The organism is Winogradskyella sp. HB-48 (assembly GCF_049942685.1).
Classification (GTDB): Bacteria; Bacteroidota; Bacteroidia; order Flavobacteriales; family Flavobacteriaceae; genus Winogradskyella.
In genome coordinates this window covers 2,422,974-2,439,259 of sequence record NZ_CP187934.1, presented here as the reverse complement: position 1 = coordinate 2,439,259, position 16,286 = coordinate 2,422,974, and the positions used below count along the sequence as shown (strand labels likewise).

The 16,286-nt window shown below is 35.7% G+C and carries 13 protein-coding genes; 7 read left to right on the top strand and 6 right to left on the bottom strand.

Translation table 11 applies throughout. The features are described 5' to 3' along the window. Nucleotides 1-33: 33 nt before the first annotated feature. Entirely contained in the window at nt 34-1,008 is a 975-nt protein-coding gene (locus ACPX19_RS11005) for a hypothetical protein (protein ID WP_426430054.1), read from the top strand. Next, nucleotides 1,005-1,946 (top strand): hypothetical protein, encoded by a 942-nt coding sequence (locus tag ACPX19_RS11000; RefSeq protein ID WP_426430053.1) that lies wholly within the window; start codon nt 1,005-1,007, stop codon nt 1,944-1,946. Before ACPX19_RS11005 ends, ACPX19_RS11000 begins: the two co-directional genes overlap by 4 nt. A gap of 17 nt (nt 1,947-1,963) precedes the next feature. Here ACPX19_RS11000 and ACPX19_RS10995 read toward each other — a convergent pair whose 3' ends face one another. The 3 genes from ACPX19_RS10995 to ACPX19_RS10985 are packed head-to-tail and all read right to left on the bottom strand — an operon-like array spanning nt 1,964 to nt 5,700. Beyond that, nucleotides 1,964-2,647 (bottom strand): hypothetical protein, encoded by a 684-nt coding sequence (locus ACPX19_RS10995; protein ID WP_426430052.1) that lies wholly within the window; start codon nt 2,645-2,647, stop codon nt 1,964-1,966. Continuing rightward, nucleotides 2,625-3,317, bottom strand: a complete 693-nt coding sequence (locus ACPX19_RS10990) for a carboxypeptidase-like regulatory domain-containing protein (protein ID WP_426430051.1) — start codon at nt 3,315-3,317, stop codon at nt 2,625-2,627. Before ACPX19_RS10990 ends, ACPX19_RS10995 begins: the two co-directional genes overlap by 23 nt. A 52-nt stretch (nt 3,318-3,369) precedes the next feature. After that, the gene (locus tag ACPX19_RS10985) at nt 3,370-5,700 is read right to left on the bottom strand and encodes an ATP-dependent helicase (protein ID WP_426430050.1); all 2,331 of its coding nucleotides are present in this window, start codon (nt 5,698-5,700) and stop codon (nt 3,370-3,372) included. 136 nt (nt 5,701-5,836) lie between these two features. Between ACPX19_RS10985 and ACPX19_RS10980 the strand changes: the two genes are divergently transcribed. Together ACPX19_RS10980 and ACPX19_RS10975 are read left to right on the top strand one after the other, a co-directional pair. Next, the gene (locus tag ACPX19_RS10980) at nt 5,837-7,399 is read left to right on the top strand and encodes an FMN-binding glutamate synthase family protein (protein WP_426430049.1); all 1,563 of its coding nucleotides are present in this window, start codon (nt 5,837-5,839) and stop codon (nt 7,397-7,399) included. 5 nt (nt 7,400-7,404) lie between these two features. After that, the gene (locus ACPX19_RS10975; RefSeq protein ID WP_426430048.1) at nt 7,405-7,923 is read left to right on the top strand and encodes a hypothetical protein; all 519 of its coding nucleotides are present in this window, start codon (nt 7,405-7,407) and stop codon (nt 7,921-7,923) included. A 74-nt stretch (nt 7,924-7,997) separates the two neighbouring features. Here ACPX19_RS10975 and ACPX19_RS10970 read toward each other — a convergent pair whose 3' ends face one another. Together ACPX19_RS10970 and ACPX19_RS10965 are read right to left on the bottom strand one after the other, a co-directional pair. Further along, complete coding sequence (locus ACPX19_RS10970; protein WP_426430047.1) at nt 7,998-8,888, bottom strand: patatin-like phospholipase family protein; 891 nt, start codon at nt 8,886-8,888, stop codon at nt 7,998-8,000. Next, nucleotides 8,888-10,855, bottom strand: coding sequence for a M1 family metallopeptidase (locus ACPX19_RS10965; protein WP_426430046.1), 1,968 nt, complete (start codon nt 10,853-10,855; stop codon nt 8,888-8,890). The genes ACPX19_RS10970 and ACPX19_RS10965 overlap by 1 nt, the downstream gene beginning before the upstream one ends. 123 nt (nt 10,856-10,978) lie before the next feature. Here ACPX19_RS10965 and recG point away from each other — a divergent pair, with 123 nt between their 5' ends. The 3 genes from recG to ACPX19_RS10950 all read left to right on the top strand — a co-directional run bounded on the left by recG (nt 10,979) and on the right by ACPX19_RS10950 (nt 15,414). Further along, the gene (gene recG / locus ACPX19_RS10960; protein WP_426430045.1) at nt 10,979-13,081 is read left to right on the top strand and encodes an ATP-dependent DNA helicase RecG; all 2,103 of its coding nucleotides are present in this window, start codon (nt 10,979-10,981) and stop codon (nt 13,079-13,081) included. Nucleotides 13,082-13,378: 297 nt separating this feature from the next. Further along, a complete protein-coding gene (locus ACPX19_RS10955) occupies nt 13,379-14,764 on the top strand; it encodes a short-chain fatty acid transporter (RefSeq protein ID WP_426430044.1) in 1,386 nt (461 codons plus the stop codon). 455 nt (nt 14,765-15,219) lie between these two features. Beyond that, on the top strand, nt 15,220-15,414 hold the full coding sequence (locus tag ACPX19_RS10950) for a cold-shock protein (protein ID WP_320556334.1): 195 nt from the start codon (nt 15,220-15,222) through the stop codon (nt 15,412-15,414). A gap of 92 nt (nt 15,415-15,506) precedes the next feature. Here the strand turns inward: ACPX19_RS10950 and ACPX19_RS10945 are convergent, their stop codons facing one another. Further along, entirely contained in the window at nt 15,507-16,265 is a 759-nt protein-coding gene (locus tag ACPX19_RS10945; RefSeq protein ID WP_426430043.1) for a DUF481 domain-containing protein, read from the bottom strand. Nucleotides 16,266-16,286: the final 21 nt, after the last annotated feature.

Genomic DNA, 16,286 nt, shown 5'->3' with positions numbered 1-16,286 from the left:
TAACATTTATTCCCCATTTTCAGTCTATATAGTATGCATCAATCAATCAAAATAATCATCGTACTCTTGTTCACCGCAAATATTTTTGCAACAGAAGTCAAGCCTATAAAGGATGTTCCTCCTTTCTTTTTCACAAAAGCAGAATTTGTTAATGCCTCTACGACACGTATACCATTTAAGGTCATAGATCAACTCATTGTTGTTGAAGTTGAGATTCTTGACGAAATAGGTGACTTTATTGTAGACACTGGCTCCGAAACGCTAATTTTAAATAGTGTTCATTTTAAACCTACTCGAAAATATGGTGACGATGGTGAGCAAAAAAGCGGCGTAAACGATAATATTGAAGACGTTAAGGAGAAACATCTTAATCTCTTGAGCATTAATGATATTAATCTCGAAAAACTCAATGCTGATGTCATCGACCTATCTCACATAGAAGAAACCAAAAAAATTAAACTCCTGGGCATCATTGGTTATAGCGTTCTTAAAGATTTTGAAATCTTTATAGATATGCACCTTAACCAATTAACCTTAAACAGAATAGATAAAAATGGTAATAAACTATCTGATAAAGTATATGCAGAAACCATTGAAGACAGTATAGATTTTAATCTAAAAAAGCATACTATTATACTTGACGCCTATGTAGGTAATAAAAAAGTGCAATTTGGTTTAGATACAGCTGCTGAATACAATCAGCTAAATAACAATCTAGATTCAGAAATTTTAGATTACTTTTATCCTAGCAGAGAATTGAAACTTACTGGTGCCAGCGGTAAGAAGAAGAAAGTTTTGGCAGGGAAATTGTATAAGGTAAAACTGAATGATTCAATTTACTTTGGCCCAATGAAAACAGTGCTTACCAATTTAAGAAAAATGAACGATGCCTTTGGTACTAGCTTAGATGGTATTTTAGGTTTTGAATTCTTCGTGCAAAAAAGAACAATAATCAATTACAGGAAAAAGAAGCTGTATTTTATAGCGAATCCTATTACAGAACCTTGACAATAAAAAACAAGATATTACTACCTTTTTTAGGTCTCTTATTTTTAACCATCAACATTAATTCCCAAAACAAAAAGGGTTATAAGATTGATGGTGACAAGCTTACATTTATATTCAATGTTAACGACTATCCTAACATAAAAAACAATGGAGACCCAATAGAATATGTATGTGTTTCTGGCGAATTTAATGATTGGGCTAAAGACCAATGGAAAATGACAAAAGTTAGTGATGGAGTTTACGAATTGCGCAAGGATCTTTCCGTTTTTACATCAGATTTTGATTGGGAATTTAAGTTTATTGTCAATGGGTATCATTGGGCAGAACCCTCTGAAGATTTTGAAAATATCGTAGACGCCATAGATTATAAAGGCCAGAGACTTATGGTTTATAACCTTAAGCTCTACAGTGCTTTTGCAACAGATTATGGCAATGTTACTTTTAAACTAAAGGGCTATAATGACGCAGAACAAGTCATTCTTAGTGGTACGTTTAACCGTTGGGATGAAACTGGTTTTAAAATGAAACCAACAGAAGATGGTTGGGAAGTTACCTTACAATTAAGGCCAGATATTTACCAATATAAATTTATCATAGATAAGCACCTTTGGATTATAGACCCTCAAAACCCATCAAAAGTTGAAAATGAGTATGGTGGTTATAATTCTGTAATTGATGTACAAAAAAATGTAACATTTAAACTTTGTGATTATCCAGATGCAGAAAAGGTAATTCTTAGTGGCGATTTTAACAATTGGTGCGAAGATGACTGCGAGATGACCAAGAAGGATAATTGCTGGGTTTATAACAAACGTCTATCAGGTGGAAAACACCATTATAAATTTATTGTAGACGGAGAGTGGATTACAGATCCAGCAAATTCCGTAAAAGAATACGATGATGATGGTAATATCAATTCGGTGTGTATGGTGAAGTAACTTTCTGTTATTGACCTTTATATTGACAGTTTATCCACCAAAGCTTCATTCCCAAAATTAAACTTTAAACCAATATTTAACGTATTATAAATTCCTTCATCAAAGAATGGAGCTAACTCATCTGGCACCCTTATTTCTGATTTAATTTTTCGCCAATTGTATTCTAACAATATGTTTAGATTTCTTACAAACTCATACTCTAATGTTACACCAAAGTTTCTTAGTTTTCCGAAGTCTCTATTGCCATAGCCAGATTGAATTGAATTTGTTAGTGTAGCATTTCCAAAAATTGAAGTGTTAACACCTAACCTAACCTTAGGCAGAGGAACAAATTCATAGCCTAAAACACCAGAAATTTCCTCAATATCACTCTCATTATAATTACCTAGTAATGCTATGTTTGTGTTATTAAAATGACTGAAACCATAACTAAAGCCTATAAAGAAGTTTTTAAACACATAAACCTGAAATTTGAAATTATAACCGCCTTTTCCATCAAACCCTTCACCTACAAAATTGTTACCGTAAGGCATTGGGCTTTGATATGTTAAAGACATAGATCCAAAATATTGACGTTCATCATCAAACAAAAAAGAAATCTTTGAGGTTTTAGTTTTTTGACTTATGCTGTCGTTTTGAGCGTTTAAGCGTAAACCAAAGACAAGAATAATTAAAGCTTTAGTAACTAAACTCAAACGCATAATCTGCAGAATTAATGGTTATAATTTCAGAAACTTCATCTCCTTGATTTAGGCTATAGCTAAACTCAACCTGAGATTGCAATGGCACAATAAAGCTTCTGTTTTCAGCATTTGGGGATAAATTATTTAAGGTAGAACCTGTAAACCTGATGCTATTGCAATAACTCTGAGATTCATCTAAAACACTTTCCTCATATACCTCAGTACAGTTAGCATCAAAATAAGTAAATCTATACTGTAACGTATTATCCTCACCACTTTCCCTAATGATATTATAAGTGAAATTTGTTAGTGCTTTTAGTTCTACTGTTTCTAAGTTGAAAATAAGATCATTAGGAGTGAACTCTTCTGTGTTGGTTTGATAACGATAAATAGAAAACTGATCACCAAACGTGACATCTACTAAAAATAAGGTGTTAGGCCCAAACAATGAAGTTACACTAAAATTTCCTGAAGCATTACTAACACCTTCACCTAACAGTACACGATCTGCTCCAAAAGTATCTGCATCTGCATAAACCCGAATATTGGCATCAGCAATAGGTTGTGCGTTTTGGTCTACAACATTACCTTGTACCAAAACTCTAATATTGTTCTGTATCTCTGTGTCTTCGCAACTAAAAGCAGTGATTAGAATTAACAAAATTGCTAAATGGAGCTTTTTGAGCATAATCAAAAGTTTATTTATAGATAAGAAAAGTTTCAAATGGTTGCGTCAGTGACTATGAAATAATCTCAAGCTTAGCAAAACGCAATAAAAGTTTTTTTGTATCACCATTTTCAAACTTAATTTCGGCTTTTAAATCGCCTCCTGCACCTTCAATTTTAAGAACCTCGCCTCTACCAAAACGTTGATGGTTAACAATATTACCAACAGTTAGTTTGGTATCAAATAAATTTGAAACTCCATTAGATTGACTTACTGGCCTTAGTTTCTTTGGTGTACTGATTTTAAAACTTTCAGGTTTTTCTCTAGTCTCTTTCTTTCTGAAATTTGGAGATTTAGGCTTTGCAAAACGAATCTTGTTGGGTTCAATATCACCAAAAATTGAAGCATCTAACATTGGATTGAATCGTTGCTCTTTTAAAGGAGTTGTAATATTTATATACTCGTCTTCAATTTCTTCAATAAATCGGCTTGGTTCAGCATCAATCAATTTTCCCCAACGGTAACGTGAAACAGTATATGTCAGATAGGCTTGCTTTTCTGCACGTGTTAAAGCCACATAGAATAAGCGTCGTTCTTCTTCTAGCTCGCTTCTAGTATTCATACTCATGGCACTTGGGAATAAATCCTCTTCCATACCAACTATAAATACGTGAGGAAACTCAAGACCTTTTGCTAAGTGAATGGTCATTAGAGCCACATGATTAGGATCACCTTTATCTCCATCTAAGTCTGTAGCCAAAGCGATATCTTCTAAAAACTCGGCTAATGAGCCTGTGCTATCTGCAACCTCTACCTGTCCTTCAACAAAATCCTTAATACCATTTAATAATTCTTGTACGTTATCCATTTTGGTAACCCCTTCAGGTGTACCGTCTTTATTTAACTCACGTATAAGTCCACTGGTTTTGGTAACATGCTCTGCCAATTCAAACGCATTTGCATTTTGGTTCATCACTTTATAACTCTCAATCAGTGCTACAAAGTCCTTAAGCTTGTTTTTGGTTCCGCTGTTAATATCAATTGACACATTATTACTATCCTTCATAATATCATAAATGGTCTTGCCTGTAGCATTAGCGGCTACAATCAAACGATCTACTGTGGTCTGACCAATTCCTCTAGCCGGATAATTAATTACACGCTTTAAAGCTTCTTCATCTGAAGTATTTAAAATTAATCGTAAGTAAGCAGTTACATCTTTAATTTCCTTACGTTGATAAAACGATAAGCCGCCATAAATTCTGTATGGAATATCACGCTTTCTTAACGCATCTTCAATAGCACGAGACTGAGCATTTGTTCTGTAGAGTACTGCAAAATCACTATTTTGTAGTTGCTGATTCATTTTGGTTTCCCAAATGGTACTTGCTACATAACGGCCTTCGTCCGCATCTGTCATAGAACGGTGTACAATCACCTTTTCGCCAATATCATTGGCTGTCCAGACAATTTTATCAAGTTTAGTCTTATTGTGTTCTATTACAGAATTTGCCGCACCTACAATCATCTTAGTAGAGCGGTAATTTTGTTCCAATCTATAGACTTTTACATCATCATAATCCTTCTGAAAATTAAGGATATTATTAATGTTTGCACCACGAAAGGCATAGATACTCTGTGCATCGTCTCCTACAACGCAGATATTCTGAAAACGGTCCGACAATGCTCTAACAATAAGATATTGCGAATGGTTGGTATCTTGGTACTCATCTACCAAAATATATCTGAAGCGGTCTTGATACTGTGCTAAAACCGCAGGAAAACGGGTTAGCAACTCGTTAGTTCTCAATAGTAAATCGTCAAAATCCATCGCGCCTGCCTTAAAGCAGCGCTCTACATACTCCTTGTAAATGTCTCCCATTTTTGGTCGGCGAGCCATAGCATCGGCTTCCATTAACTCAGGATTATTAAAATAGGCTTTTACTGTAATGAGGCTATTCTTGTAAGATGAAATACGACTATAGACCTGCTTGGCTTTGTAGATGTCCTTATCCAGTCCCATTTCCTTAATAATAGAACCGATTAGTTTTTGTGCATCTTGAGTATCGTAAATGGTAAAATTACTCGGGAAACCTAAATGATGTCCTTCAAACCGAAGGATTTTAGCAAACACTGAGTGAAATGTACCCATCCAAAGATTCTTAGCTTCACTATCGCCTACTATAGCTGCAATTCTACCCTTCATCTCACGAGCCGCTTTATTGGTAAAGGTTAATGCTAAAATATTAAAGGCATCCACTCCTTGACTCATTAAATACGCTATTCGATATGTAAGCACACGTGTTTTACCAGAACCTGCACCAGCGATAACAATCATTGGTCCATCTTTCTGTAATGTTGGTGCTAATTGTGCGTCGTTAAGTTGACTGAGATACTTTTCCAAGACTTCATTTTTTCAAACCGTGAAATTACATATTGTCTTAGGTTTTTCCATACTTTAAATCCATTAATTATAAACAAAATATCAAGAACTGATATGATCAATTTTCAATATATTAGTGCAAACTTTATTTCAAATTATGGATTCCATTTTAGAATTCTTAGGTAATATTCCTTGGTGGCTTTGGATTATTATTTTTTTAGTACTCGTAGCCATTAGAGACATATTTTTTCAACGCAAACACACCATTAGTCACAACTTCCCTATTGTAGGCCATTTACGATATATGTTAGAAAGCATTGGTCCTGAAATGCGTCAGTATTTTGTTGCTAACAACAGAGAAGAGCTGCCATTTAACCGCATAGAACGTAGTTGGATTTATGCCTCGGCAAAACAGGAAAATAATTATGAAGGTTTTGGAACCGATAGAGACATTTATGCACATCAGCATATTTTTATAAACAATGCCATGATGCCATATAAAGTTGAAGAGAATCATCCAAGTGCACTAGACAAAACCTTTGCACCATGCGCTAAAGTTATGGGAGCTTATAACAAGCGTAAAAGACCTTACAGACCAGCTTCAATCATAAATGTATCTGCTATGAGTTTTGGTTCATTATCTGCTAAAGCTATAGAATCGTTAAACAAAGGTGTTAAATTGGCAGGTGCTTATCATAACACAGGTGAAGGTGGTTTGTCCCCATATCACAGTAATGGTGGTGAAGTTGTATTTCATTTCGGAACAGGCTATTTTGGTGTTAGAGCTGAAGATGGTGGTTTTTCAATGGAAAAAATGGTAAAATTAGTAGAAGACAATCCGTTTATCAGAGCCATTGAAATCAAACTATCACAAGGCGCTAAACCAGGAAAAGGCGGAGTGCTTCCAGGAAAAAAAATTACTAAAGAGATTGCTGAGATTAGAGGTGTTGAAGTAGGAAAAACAGTATTATCTCCGCCAAATCATAAAGCGTTTTCTACAGTACCAGAGTTAGTAGATTTTGTGGAAAGTATTGCTGAAGCTACAGGTTTGCCTGTAGGTATTAAAGCTGCCATAGGTAAACTCGAACAATGGGAAGAACTGGCTCGAATTATGGAACGTGATAATCGTGGTCCTGATTTTATAACCATAGATGGTGGCGAAGGAGGTACAGGAGCAGCTCCACCAAGTTTTGCAGATCATGTTTCCCTTCCTTGGGTTTACGGATTTAGTGATATTTATAAGCTTTTCCAAAAACACAATCTTACTAATCGCATTATATTTATTGGTAGTGGAAAACTTGGCTTTCCAGCAAAGGCTGCTATGGCTTTTGCTATGGGAGCAGACTGTATCAATGTGGCGCGTGAAGCTATGATGAGTATTGGCTGTATACAAGCGCAGATTTGTCATACCAACCGTTGCCCTACAGGCATTGCCACTCAGAAAAAATGGTTACAGAATGGTATTAATGTACCTTTAAAATCTGAAAGGCTTGCGCAATATTTCAAAACCTTTAGAAAAGAAGTTATGGAAATTACACATGCTGCTGGTTATGAACATCCATGCCAGTTTAATATGCGCGATATCGAAATGAATGTTGATGACCACAACCTTACAAAAGAATTTAAACACACATTTAACTACGAAAAAACACCAGTTCATTTTAAAAGCATGCAAGATTTAAAAGATTGTGTTTATCTTGGCGGCAAAAAGGACAACTAATTTTTATGGAACAACAACTTCTCAATCTTTTAATGTACACTATTCCTGCTCTTGTAACTGGAGCCATTGCTTATTTGTTTTTTAGAGAACACATGGATAATGAAAACAAAAGACGTCACTTTTTACTGAATAAAGATTTACAAAAAGAATCGTTTCCACTAAGGTTACAAGCTTATGAGCGTATGTCTCTTTTTTTAGAACGTATTAAACCACAAAAACTACTAACAAGAGTAAGTCCAATGTCCTCAAATAAAGAGGATTACGAAAATTTACTTGTAGCAACAATTGAACAAGAGTTTGAACATAATCTAACCCAGCAAATCTATGTTAGTGATCAATGTTGGAGCATTATTTTGGCTGCAAAAAATGCGACAATTCAACTTGTTCGAAAAGCTAATATGAATGAAAAAACCGATAGTGCCGATAAGTTACGTGAAGTAGTTTTAACCGAGCTTATGGACAAACCTGCCCCAAGTAATGCAGCATTGTCGTTTATAAAAGAAGAAGTTAGTGAAATGTGGTAGATGTCTAGTGCCTATTGCAATTATTTTTTTCATTTTACAAGCACCACTTTATACTTAATACTTCACATTTAAAACTAATTACTACAAGAGTGTTTTTTTTCAGCGTAGTCATACCCTTGTTGCCACCACTTTTCCATCAGTCGCTTGCTAAAAATCAGTGAGTTTTCAGTAAGATTGGTTGGCGTATAGTACAAATTTAGCTTAGCATTGTTGTTTTTTGCAGCTAACTGCCCAATAACAATATCGTTTCGCTCTACCTGATCGAGCAAATGCCCAAATAAATTCATCATCAAGGAAAATGGGTTTTTTCCGAGTACGCGTTGTTTGCCAAGATTTTCAGCTTCAAGAACAATAGCATCCACCTCTGTAGCACCTCTCAAAATCGCTTCTCTAATCGGAATCACACAACCCAAGCCACCATCGGCATACTCATAACCATCAACCATGGCAAGAGACATAAACGGAATGTAATTGCACGAAATCCAAATCCAGTTACAAAACTCTTCATAAGTACAATCGTTGATTGACTTATATTCCACGCGATTCATGGACAAGTTAGAAACCGTAACGACGACATCATGTCTTATAGCTTTTATTTCTTCGTATTCTTCTAAAGTGAAGTTCTTTCGTATGTTTCTCTTAAGCGCCTTACTTTCGCCAAAAGTGCGTTTCATTTTAACAAACTGCCATAAGGAATTGATAAAATCGATAGACACGTATTCCCTATCCCCTTTTTTTCGCTGTACAAAAGGGCTCACACTAAAAATATCCTGTTGCTGAACATTAGTGAAGATCTCGTAGATCTTATCTATCTTATTCAGTGCTAAATGTGGCACCAACAAACTCCCGGTAGACGTCCCTAAAAACATATCGTACTCCCGCTTTTCGTGCTCCATGAGGTATTGTGCCACACCTCCCGCAAAGGCTCCTTTACTTCCACCACCCGAAATGACTAATGCTCGCATTACTGTTTATCCTCTAATTTTTCTAACATGTCCTTTGCAAACTTAACCATTCTCCAGTTATGGTGCGACTTTGCTTCTTCAAGATTGGATTTACAGGCGTCATTGCATGCATTCATAAGCTTAAGATAGTTGAAAGCGTTCATGCGCAGGTCAGCATTATAGCGCTCATAAGTATAACTCACCAATTCCTCAAATAGCCCTTGCTTGTTATCTGCTTGATAAAATGGAGTATTCAGGTTTAAGGCAATCCAGAGCAGGCGTACATTTTTATCATTAAAACCAACTACATTTCTAGTTTTAGATAAGTATTTTGCGCGGTCCTCAGGAAATGACGTCCAAAGATTATACAAAGCATTTTCTATAGTGATGTAAGACTTATCATCTAACAACGTTTCATAGTTTTCCTTGATCTCTTTTGGTATCTGCCTAACGTATTGCGAAATTGCTTGCCTTACCTTAAAACCATGTTTAAAGGTATCATTTGTTACCAATTCTGGCATTTGAGAAATCACCTTAACCTTTGCTTCGTCTGAGACATAATATTTTAAATACTCTTCGCATTTTGACGTTTTGGCCTGGCAATCTACCATGAGATACTCATTGATAAAAGTAGATTCATTTTGAAGCAAACCAAAAGCGGCATCTACAGGGAAATCTTCTTGCTTAATCCAGACATTAACGAATTGTTCTAAAGACTTCCCATAAAATCGTTCTACTTCCTGTATAAAATCTGAAGTTTCAACAGTTGTAAACTGATGCTTTTCTAAATAGGATTTTACTGCTTTTTTAAACACATCATCTCCAACCAAACTTCTCAATGCATGAAGCACCCAAGCACCACGCTGATAAAAGGTTAAACTACTTGATTTAGGGTCAAGAAGCGACGTGCCTTCACCTGCCAAATCTTGTCGTCCTAAATCTACAGAAGATTCATATAGTTTGAAATAATAATGATTATCACCAAAAATATCGCGCTCAGCTAACAAGGCATAATATGTTGCAAAACCTTCTTGCATCCAGTGATGCTCACCTGAGGTTGCGGTAACTAAATCGCCAAACCATTGATGTGCCAACTCGTGCGCATTCACGTTAACATAGTTTTTATCGTTAAAGCCAATAGAATCTACCACAAAAGCATCTGAAAAAATGGTGCAACTTGTGTTTTCCATACCTGCATACAAAAAATCGTGCACTGGCACTTGTTTGTAGTTTTGCCAAGGATAGGCAAACCCTATTTCCTCTTCCAGAAAATCGAAAATTTGTTTAGAGTAACGATAGGTTGGTTCTACTTTCAACGAATCTTCAGGATAGTAATAATATTCCAGTGGAATTCCGCTTTTTGAAGTTTCTGTTTTTTTATTGTATTTACCTATAACTAAAGCAACTAAGTAGCTAGACATTGGTTTTTGCATATTGTAATACCATGTAATCGTTGAGTCATAGTATTGTTTGTCTGTTAACTTTCCATTAGCTATAACCTCAAAGTTTTCATCACTAGTTACGTAAAGGTCAAACTCAATTTTATCGTTGACATCATCAATACTTGGCAACCAATTACTTGTATATTTTCCCTGACCTTGGGTCCAGATTTGAGACTCATTGTTTCTCTTAACAAAATAAAGTGCCTTTTTAGGTGTAGCCTGATATTCAAACCAAAAATCATAGCTATTATCTTTTTTAAAATCACCTATCATCCAAATTTTACTTCCGTCATGAGAATAGCGAAACGCATTATTTTCCCAATAATATGGCAACATCATATTAAACTTAAAATCTTTTGCATCTAAGAATACAGAATCTACATCTTTTAAAATTTTCAAGATGTACTTTCCTTCAGCATAAACCTTAGAAGAATCAGGCTTGAAATGTATTAATGCTTCGCATTTAAGAAAATCCACATAATCCGTTTGCTGGGCATAAGAAAACACAGAAATAAACAGAAGAAACACAATCAAAATTCTTTTCATAATTCCATTCTAATCAAGGATAAGACCAAAGTAAAACTTTTAACGCAAAAGCTAAACGCAACAGTTTATAAATAACAAAATTTTAAAATTCTAGCTTTATAAGAATTTGGTAAATTCGCAATTATGAGTGTGAATTTACAAACACCTATCGATTACCTTAAAGGAGTTGGACCCAACCGAGCCGATTTGTTGCGCTCAGAGCTAGGTATTCACACTTATCAGGATTTAATCAATCTTTTCCCTAATCGTTATATTGACCGCACAAAATATTATAAAATCAATGAACTACAGCGCAATAGCGCTGAAGTACAAGTCGTTGGACAAATAACTGCTTTTAGAGAAGTTGCCCAAAAACGAGGCAAACGTCTAGTAGCCGAATTTAGAGATGATACTGGTGTTATGGAACTCGTGTGGTTCAGAGGACAGAAATGGATTAGAGAAAGCCTAAAAACAGGTCAACCTTACGTTGTTTTTGGAAAAGCCAACTGGTTTAATGGCACATTCAATATGCCGCACCCAGAACTAGAATTGCTTTCAGAGCACGAAAGCAACTTGCGTTCTGCCATGCAAGCCATTTATCCTTCTACCGAAAAGTTATCCAACAAAGGCATTACCAATCGTGTGGTTAGCAAAATAATGCAACAGTTGTTTCTGGAAACCAAAGGACGATATGCCGAAACTTTATCCGATTCCATTAGAGGTGAATTGAAATTACTATCGAAATCCGACGCGCTTTTCAATGTGCATTTTCCAAAGTCTCCGGAACTTCTTGCAAGAGCACAATTTCGACTAAAATTTGAAGAGTTATTTTACATTCAATTGCAACTGATTCTGAAAAATTTAATTCATAAATCAAAAATTAAAGGCTTTGTTTTTGATAAAGTCGGAGACTATTTCAACACCTTTTTTAATGAGCATTTACCCTTTGAATTGACCAACGCACAGAAACGTGTCATTAAAGAAATTAGGGCAGATTTAGGTAGCAATGCACAGATGAACCGACTTTTGCAAGGAGATGTAGGTTCAGGAAAGACCATAGTAGCGTTTATGTCAATGCTCATGGGACTTGACAATGGTTTTCAATGCTGTTTAATGGCACCAACTGAAATTTTGTCAGTCCAACATTATAACGGATTACTTGAGTGGTGTAATAAATTGAATATCAGCATTTCATTATTGACTGGTTCAACCAAAACTTCAGAACGAAAAGAAATTCACGAAAATCTCGAAAATGGTAATTTACAGATTTTAATTGGCACACATGCCCTACTTGAAGATAAGGTAAAATTTAAAAATTTAGGGCTCGCTATTATTGATGAGCAGCATCGCTTTGGAGTGAAACAACGATCCAAATTATGGCATAAAAATGAGTTACCTCCAAATGTATTAGTCATGACCGCGACTCCAATTCCAAGAACTTTAGCCATGTCTGTTTATGGTGACTTAGACATCTCCATTATAGACGAACTACCTGCCGGTAGAAAACCAATAAAAACGGTGCATCGTTGTGACAATAATCGGCTAAAAGTTTTTCGATTCATGAAAGACGAAATCGCCAAAGGTCGACAAATCTATGTGGTCTATCCTTTAATTCAAGAAAGCGAAACCATGGATTATAAAGATCTAATGGATGGTTATGAAAGTATTGCTAGAGAATTTCCTACTCCTCATTATCAAATCTCCATTGTACACGGTAAAATGAAAGCTGACGACAAGGATTATGAAATGCAACGCTTTGCTGATGGCAAAACGAATATCATGGTGGCTACCACCGTCATTGAAGTTGGTGTTAACGTTCCAAATGCGTCTGTAATGGTCATAGAAAGTGCCGAACGCTTTGGTTTATCACAGTTACACCAGTTAAGAGGTCGTGTTGGTCGAGGTGCTGAGCAGAGCTATTGTATTTTAATGACTGGTCATAAATTGAGTAATGACAGTAAAACCCGATTAGAAACCATGGTACGTTCAAGTGATGGTTTTGAAATTGCAGAAGTCGATTTAAAACTCAGAGGCCCAGGTGATATTATGGGCACGCAACAAAGTGGTGTGCTAAACCTCAGAATTGCAGATATTGTAAAGGATAGAGACATTCTTGAACGTGCCAGATACCACGCTAAATCTATTTTAAACCTCGACCCTAGCTTGGCCTTACCAGAACACAAGGTTGTTTTGAACACCTACCGACAAATGAGCAAGTATCGAAATATTTGGAATTATATTAGTTAATTGATTTTAGTTTCATAAAAATCCTAAAACACCTGCTTGCAGGTAGATAGGAGTTCAGGATGATACTTTGTAGAAAAAAAGGCCTGGTACCAACTACAACCAGACCTTTCAAAACATAACCAAACGTGTTTTGCTGATGAAATTAAGTTCAAGGTAGACCGATTTTAAAAGCAAGCCTGTTAGCGACTTGTTAAAGAACAGTAACCAATTGTTAATTAACGTATTATTAAGAGCATAGAAGTATTAAAAGATAATTTCTACAAATCCATTATATTAGATGCACTAACTAACATAACTATGCTCACCAAACTCGGCCAGAAATTTACAGACGGTTTCACCAAATACATGCCAAGTGCGTATGTGTTTGCCCTTTTATTAACCATAGTTACAGGTGTTTTGGCGCTGGCATTTACTGAAAGTGAACCCATAGACATATTAGCAGGCTGGTATAACGGTTTTTGGGATCTTCTAGCTTTTGGGATGCAAATTGTACTCATCATTATAACGGCCTACTGCATTGCGCAATCCTCTCCCGTAAAAAAAGGCATAGACTATATTTCCAAATTCATAAAAACACCAACACAGGTGTACTTGATTATCATAGCATTTGGCGCTCTGTTATCATTAATTAGCTTTGGGATGGTTGTGGTTACAGCCATTTTAGGACGTGAGTTGGCCCTACGAAATAAAGGGATCCACTACCCTTTTTTGGTAGCTTGTGTATATTTTTCTTTTAATGGTTGGGTCTGTGGACTATCGAGTTCGATTGCATTATTATTGAATACCGAAAACAATTTTTTAGTACAAAAAGATATTTTAAACGATACTATTTCCACCAGTTATAGCCTAGGATCAACACTTAATATGGTTATGATTTTACTGTTTGTGGTGATATCACCAATCTTGATATGGCTGCTCATTCCAAAATCACATGAAGGCAAGGAACTAAAAGACTTACAGGCCGCTTTAGACGATGAGGAAAACTCCGTAAAAGAGGAAGCCCATTCGTATAAATTGCCTTACAAAGCCTTGTCCGACAGTTTAAATAATGCCGGCTGGCTACAGATTACCGTAGCAATTTTAGGACTGATTTATATCATCTACCACTTTACCACCAAGGGTTTTGACCTCAATTTCAATATTATGATTTTTATCTTTTTTGTGACTGGAATGTTCTTGCATATGACGCCTATGCGCTACAGTATCGCCATGAAACGTGCCAGCAGCAATATTTCTGGAGTATTGTTTCAATATCCGTTTTATGCAGGCATTATGGGTATAATGATGGCTTCTGGTTTGGGTGAGAAAATTAGCCATATTTTGGCATCTGTCGCCACACCAGAAAGCTATGCCTTTATTGCTTATTTGACGGGAGGAGTCATCAACTTTGCCATACCTTCTGCTGGAGGTGAATTTGCCGTTATAGGTCCAAGTATTATTAATATGGTGAAAGGTCTTGGGTCACCTACTGAAGTCACGGCAATGACCGCCAGAGCCTCTATGGCTGTGGCCTATGGCGAAAGTCTTAGCAATTTACTGCAACCCTTCTTTTTGTTGATTGTTTTCCCAGTCATGGGCAAAGGCATTAAAATACAAGCAAGGGATGTGGTAGGCTATTTGTTTATTCCTTTTGTGGTGTTGTTTGTAATACAAGCCCTATTGGTGACGTATATCCCCTTGTAGTTTTGTTTATAACTTTTAATAGGTAACTAGCCTATGCTTGGATATGGCCTATTAAAAAGATGGTATCATTAAAGTAAGCGAATATCTAGATTCAACTTCAAAAACATTTAAGGTAAACTCAAAAGTTAAAAATTAACCTTTGCATTTTTGGTCTTCAAGACCATTTTATTATAAGAGAATTAAAAAAATAAAATGTTTTTTTACTAATTATCAGTTTTATAACAATAAATAGCGTATGTTTGTCCCGTTCAAGATAGAACACCTTTTAATATTAAGGTAATATACAGTAATTGCAGTTTAAGAGCTCAGCTCTTCTTTCCTTCTTTATTTTATCACTACTTTATTTTTTAAGACTCAAAAAACTTTCGAAGGGCTTTTTATGGCTTTTCATGAAAGTCTAAACGAATACCCTATTCTTGATCAAACAAATTTTTTAACTTTAAAATACAAGTAAGATGCAAGAAGGCACAGTAAAATTTTTCAACAACGCCAAAGGATTTGGTTTTATCACTTCAAAAGATTCTAACGAGGATATTTTCGTTCACTCTACAGGTTTAATTGATAACATCAAAGAAGACGACAAAGTTCAGTTTAAAACAGAACAAGGAAAAAAAGGATTAAATGCTATTGACGTTGAAGTTGTTTGGTAATACCAACCCTTTAACTCGTAGTTAAATATAAAAAGATTGTCTTGTTAGACAATCTTTTTTTTTATCCATATCTGAGCTGTAATGCGTTAGCCTTAATAACTCTTTAAGGTGAACCCAAAGGTTAAAAACTGGTCTTCGCGTTTTTGGTCTTGTACCACAATGCTTTCAAAGGTATGCAAGTAATTGATTTTAAAGTTGAGGAATTTCCAAATGGGGAATTCAAGCCCGAAATCGGCTTGCCAACGGTAATTATTGCTTTCCTCTAAAGAAGGTTGTATATAACTTTCGTGGCTTACAATGACCTTATCCTTAAATAGGTAATACTTTCCGCTTACCCAAACCGTACCACGCCACGTATCAATTTCATCTTTGCCATCGTACTCGTTTAGATTAAAGTTAGTGTTGTTAAAGTTGGTTTGCTCGTATTCACTGGTCAACGAAAACTTTAACCAATTCTTATCCTTTTTATACGCTTGAACCGTAACTCCTCCACCCAACAGTGATCGTGCATTGATTTCGCGTCTAAAATTGGTACTTAAAAAGCCCAATAACTGCGGATAAATCTTTTTTTCCGGATTAAAGTACAAGAAGTTGAGACTTAAAAAATCGGCATCAGCTTTTACTTTACCAAATTCCTGATATACGTACGAGTTTTGGGTTTTGACGACCCATTTTTTCCAAGGTTTGTAAGTCACACCAGACTTGGCCCTAAAGATTAGGGTTTCAACATTACCACCTTGCCAAAAGCCTGTTAGTGATAGGTCAGCTTTAATCTTTAACGAATCGCTTTCGTTAATTTGTGCCGAAAGCATTACTGGAAACAGCAATAAAAGGTATAAGGTCCTTTTCATTTCTAGCATCATGAGATTATA

Bases quoted from the DNA above. Each gene is read 5' to 3' on its own strand.
- ACPX19_RS11005 (WP_426430054.1), top strand. From the start codon at position 34: ATGCATCAATCAATCAAAATAATCATCGTACTCTTGTTCACCGCAAAT.
- ACPX19_RS10975 (WP_426430048.1), top strand. From the start codon at position 7,405: ATGGAACAACAACTTCTCAATCTTTTAATGTACACTATTCCTGCTCTT.
- ACPX19_RS10950 (WP_320556334.1), top strand. From the start codon at position 15,220: ATGCAAGAAGGCACAGTAAAATTTTTCAACAACGCCAAAGGATTTGGT.
- ACPX19_RS10955 (WP_426430044.1), top strand. From the start codon at position 13,379: ATGCTCACCAAACTCGGCCAGAAATTTACAGACGGTTTCACCAAATAC.
- ACPX19_RS10965 (WP_426430046.1), bottom strand. From the start codon at position 10,855: ATGAAAAGAATTTTGATTGTGTTTCTTCTGTTTATTTCTGTGTTTTCT.
- recG (WP_426430045.1), top strand. From the start codon at position 10,979: ATGAGTGTGAATTTACAAACACCTATCGATTACCTTAAAGGAGTTGGA.
- ACPX19_RS10945 (WP_426430043.1), bottom strand. From the start codon at position 16,265: ATGAAAAGGACCTTATACCTTTTATTGCTGTTTCCAGTAATGCTTTCG.
- ACPX19_RS10970 (WP_426430047.1), bottom strand. From the start codon at position 8,888: ATGCGAGCATTAGTCATTTCGGGTGGTGGAAGTAAAGGAGCCTTTGCG.
- ACPX19_RS10980 (WP_426430049.1), top strand. From the start codon at position 5,837: ATGGATTCCATTTTAGAATTCTTAGGTAATATTCCTTGGTGGCTTTGG.
- ACPX19_RS10995 (WP_426430052.1), bottom strand. From the start codon at position 2,647: ATGCGTTTGAGTTTAGTTACTAAAGCTTTAATTATTCTTGTCTTTGGT.
- ACPX19_RS10990 (WP_426430051.1), bottom strand. From the start codon at position 3,317: ATGCTCAAAAAGCTCCATTTAGCAATTTTGTTAATTCTAATCACTGCT.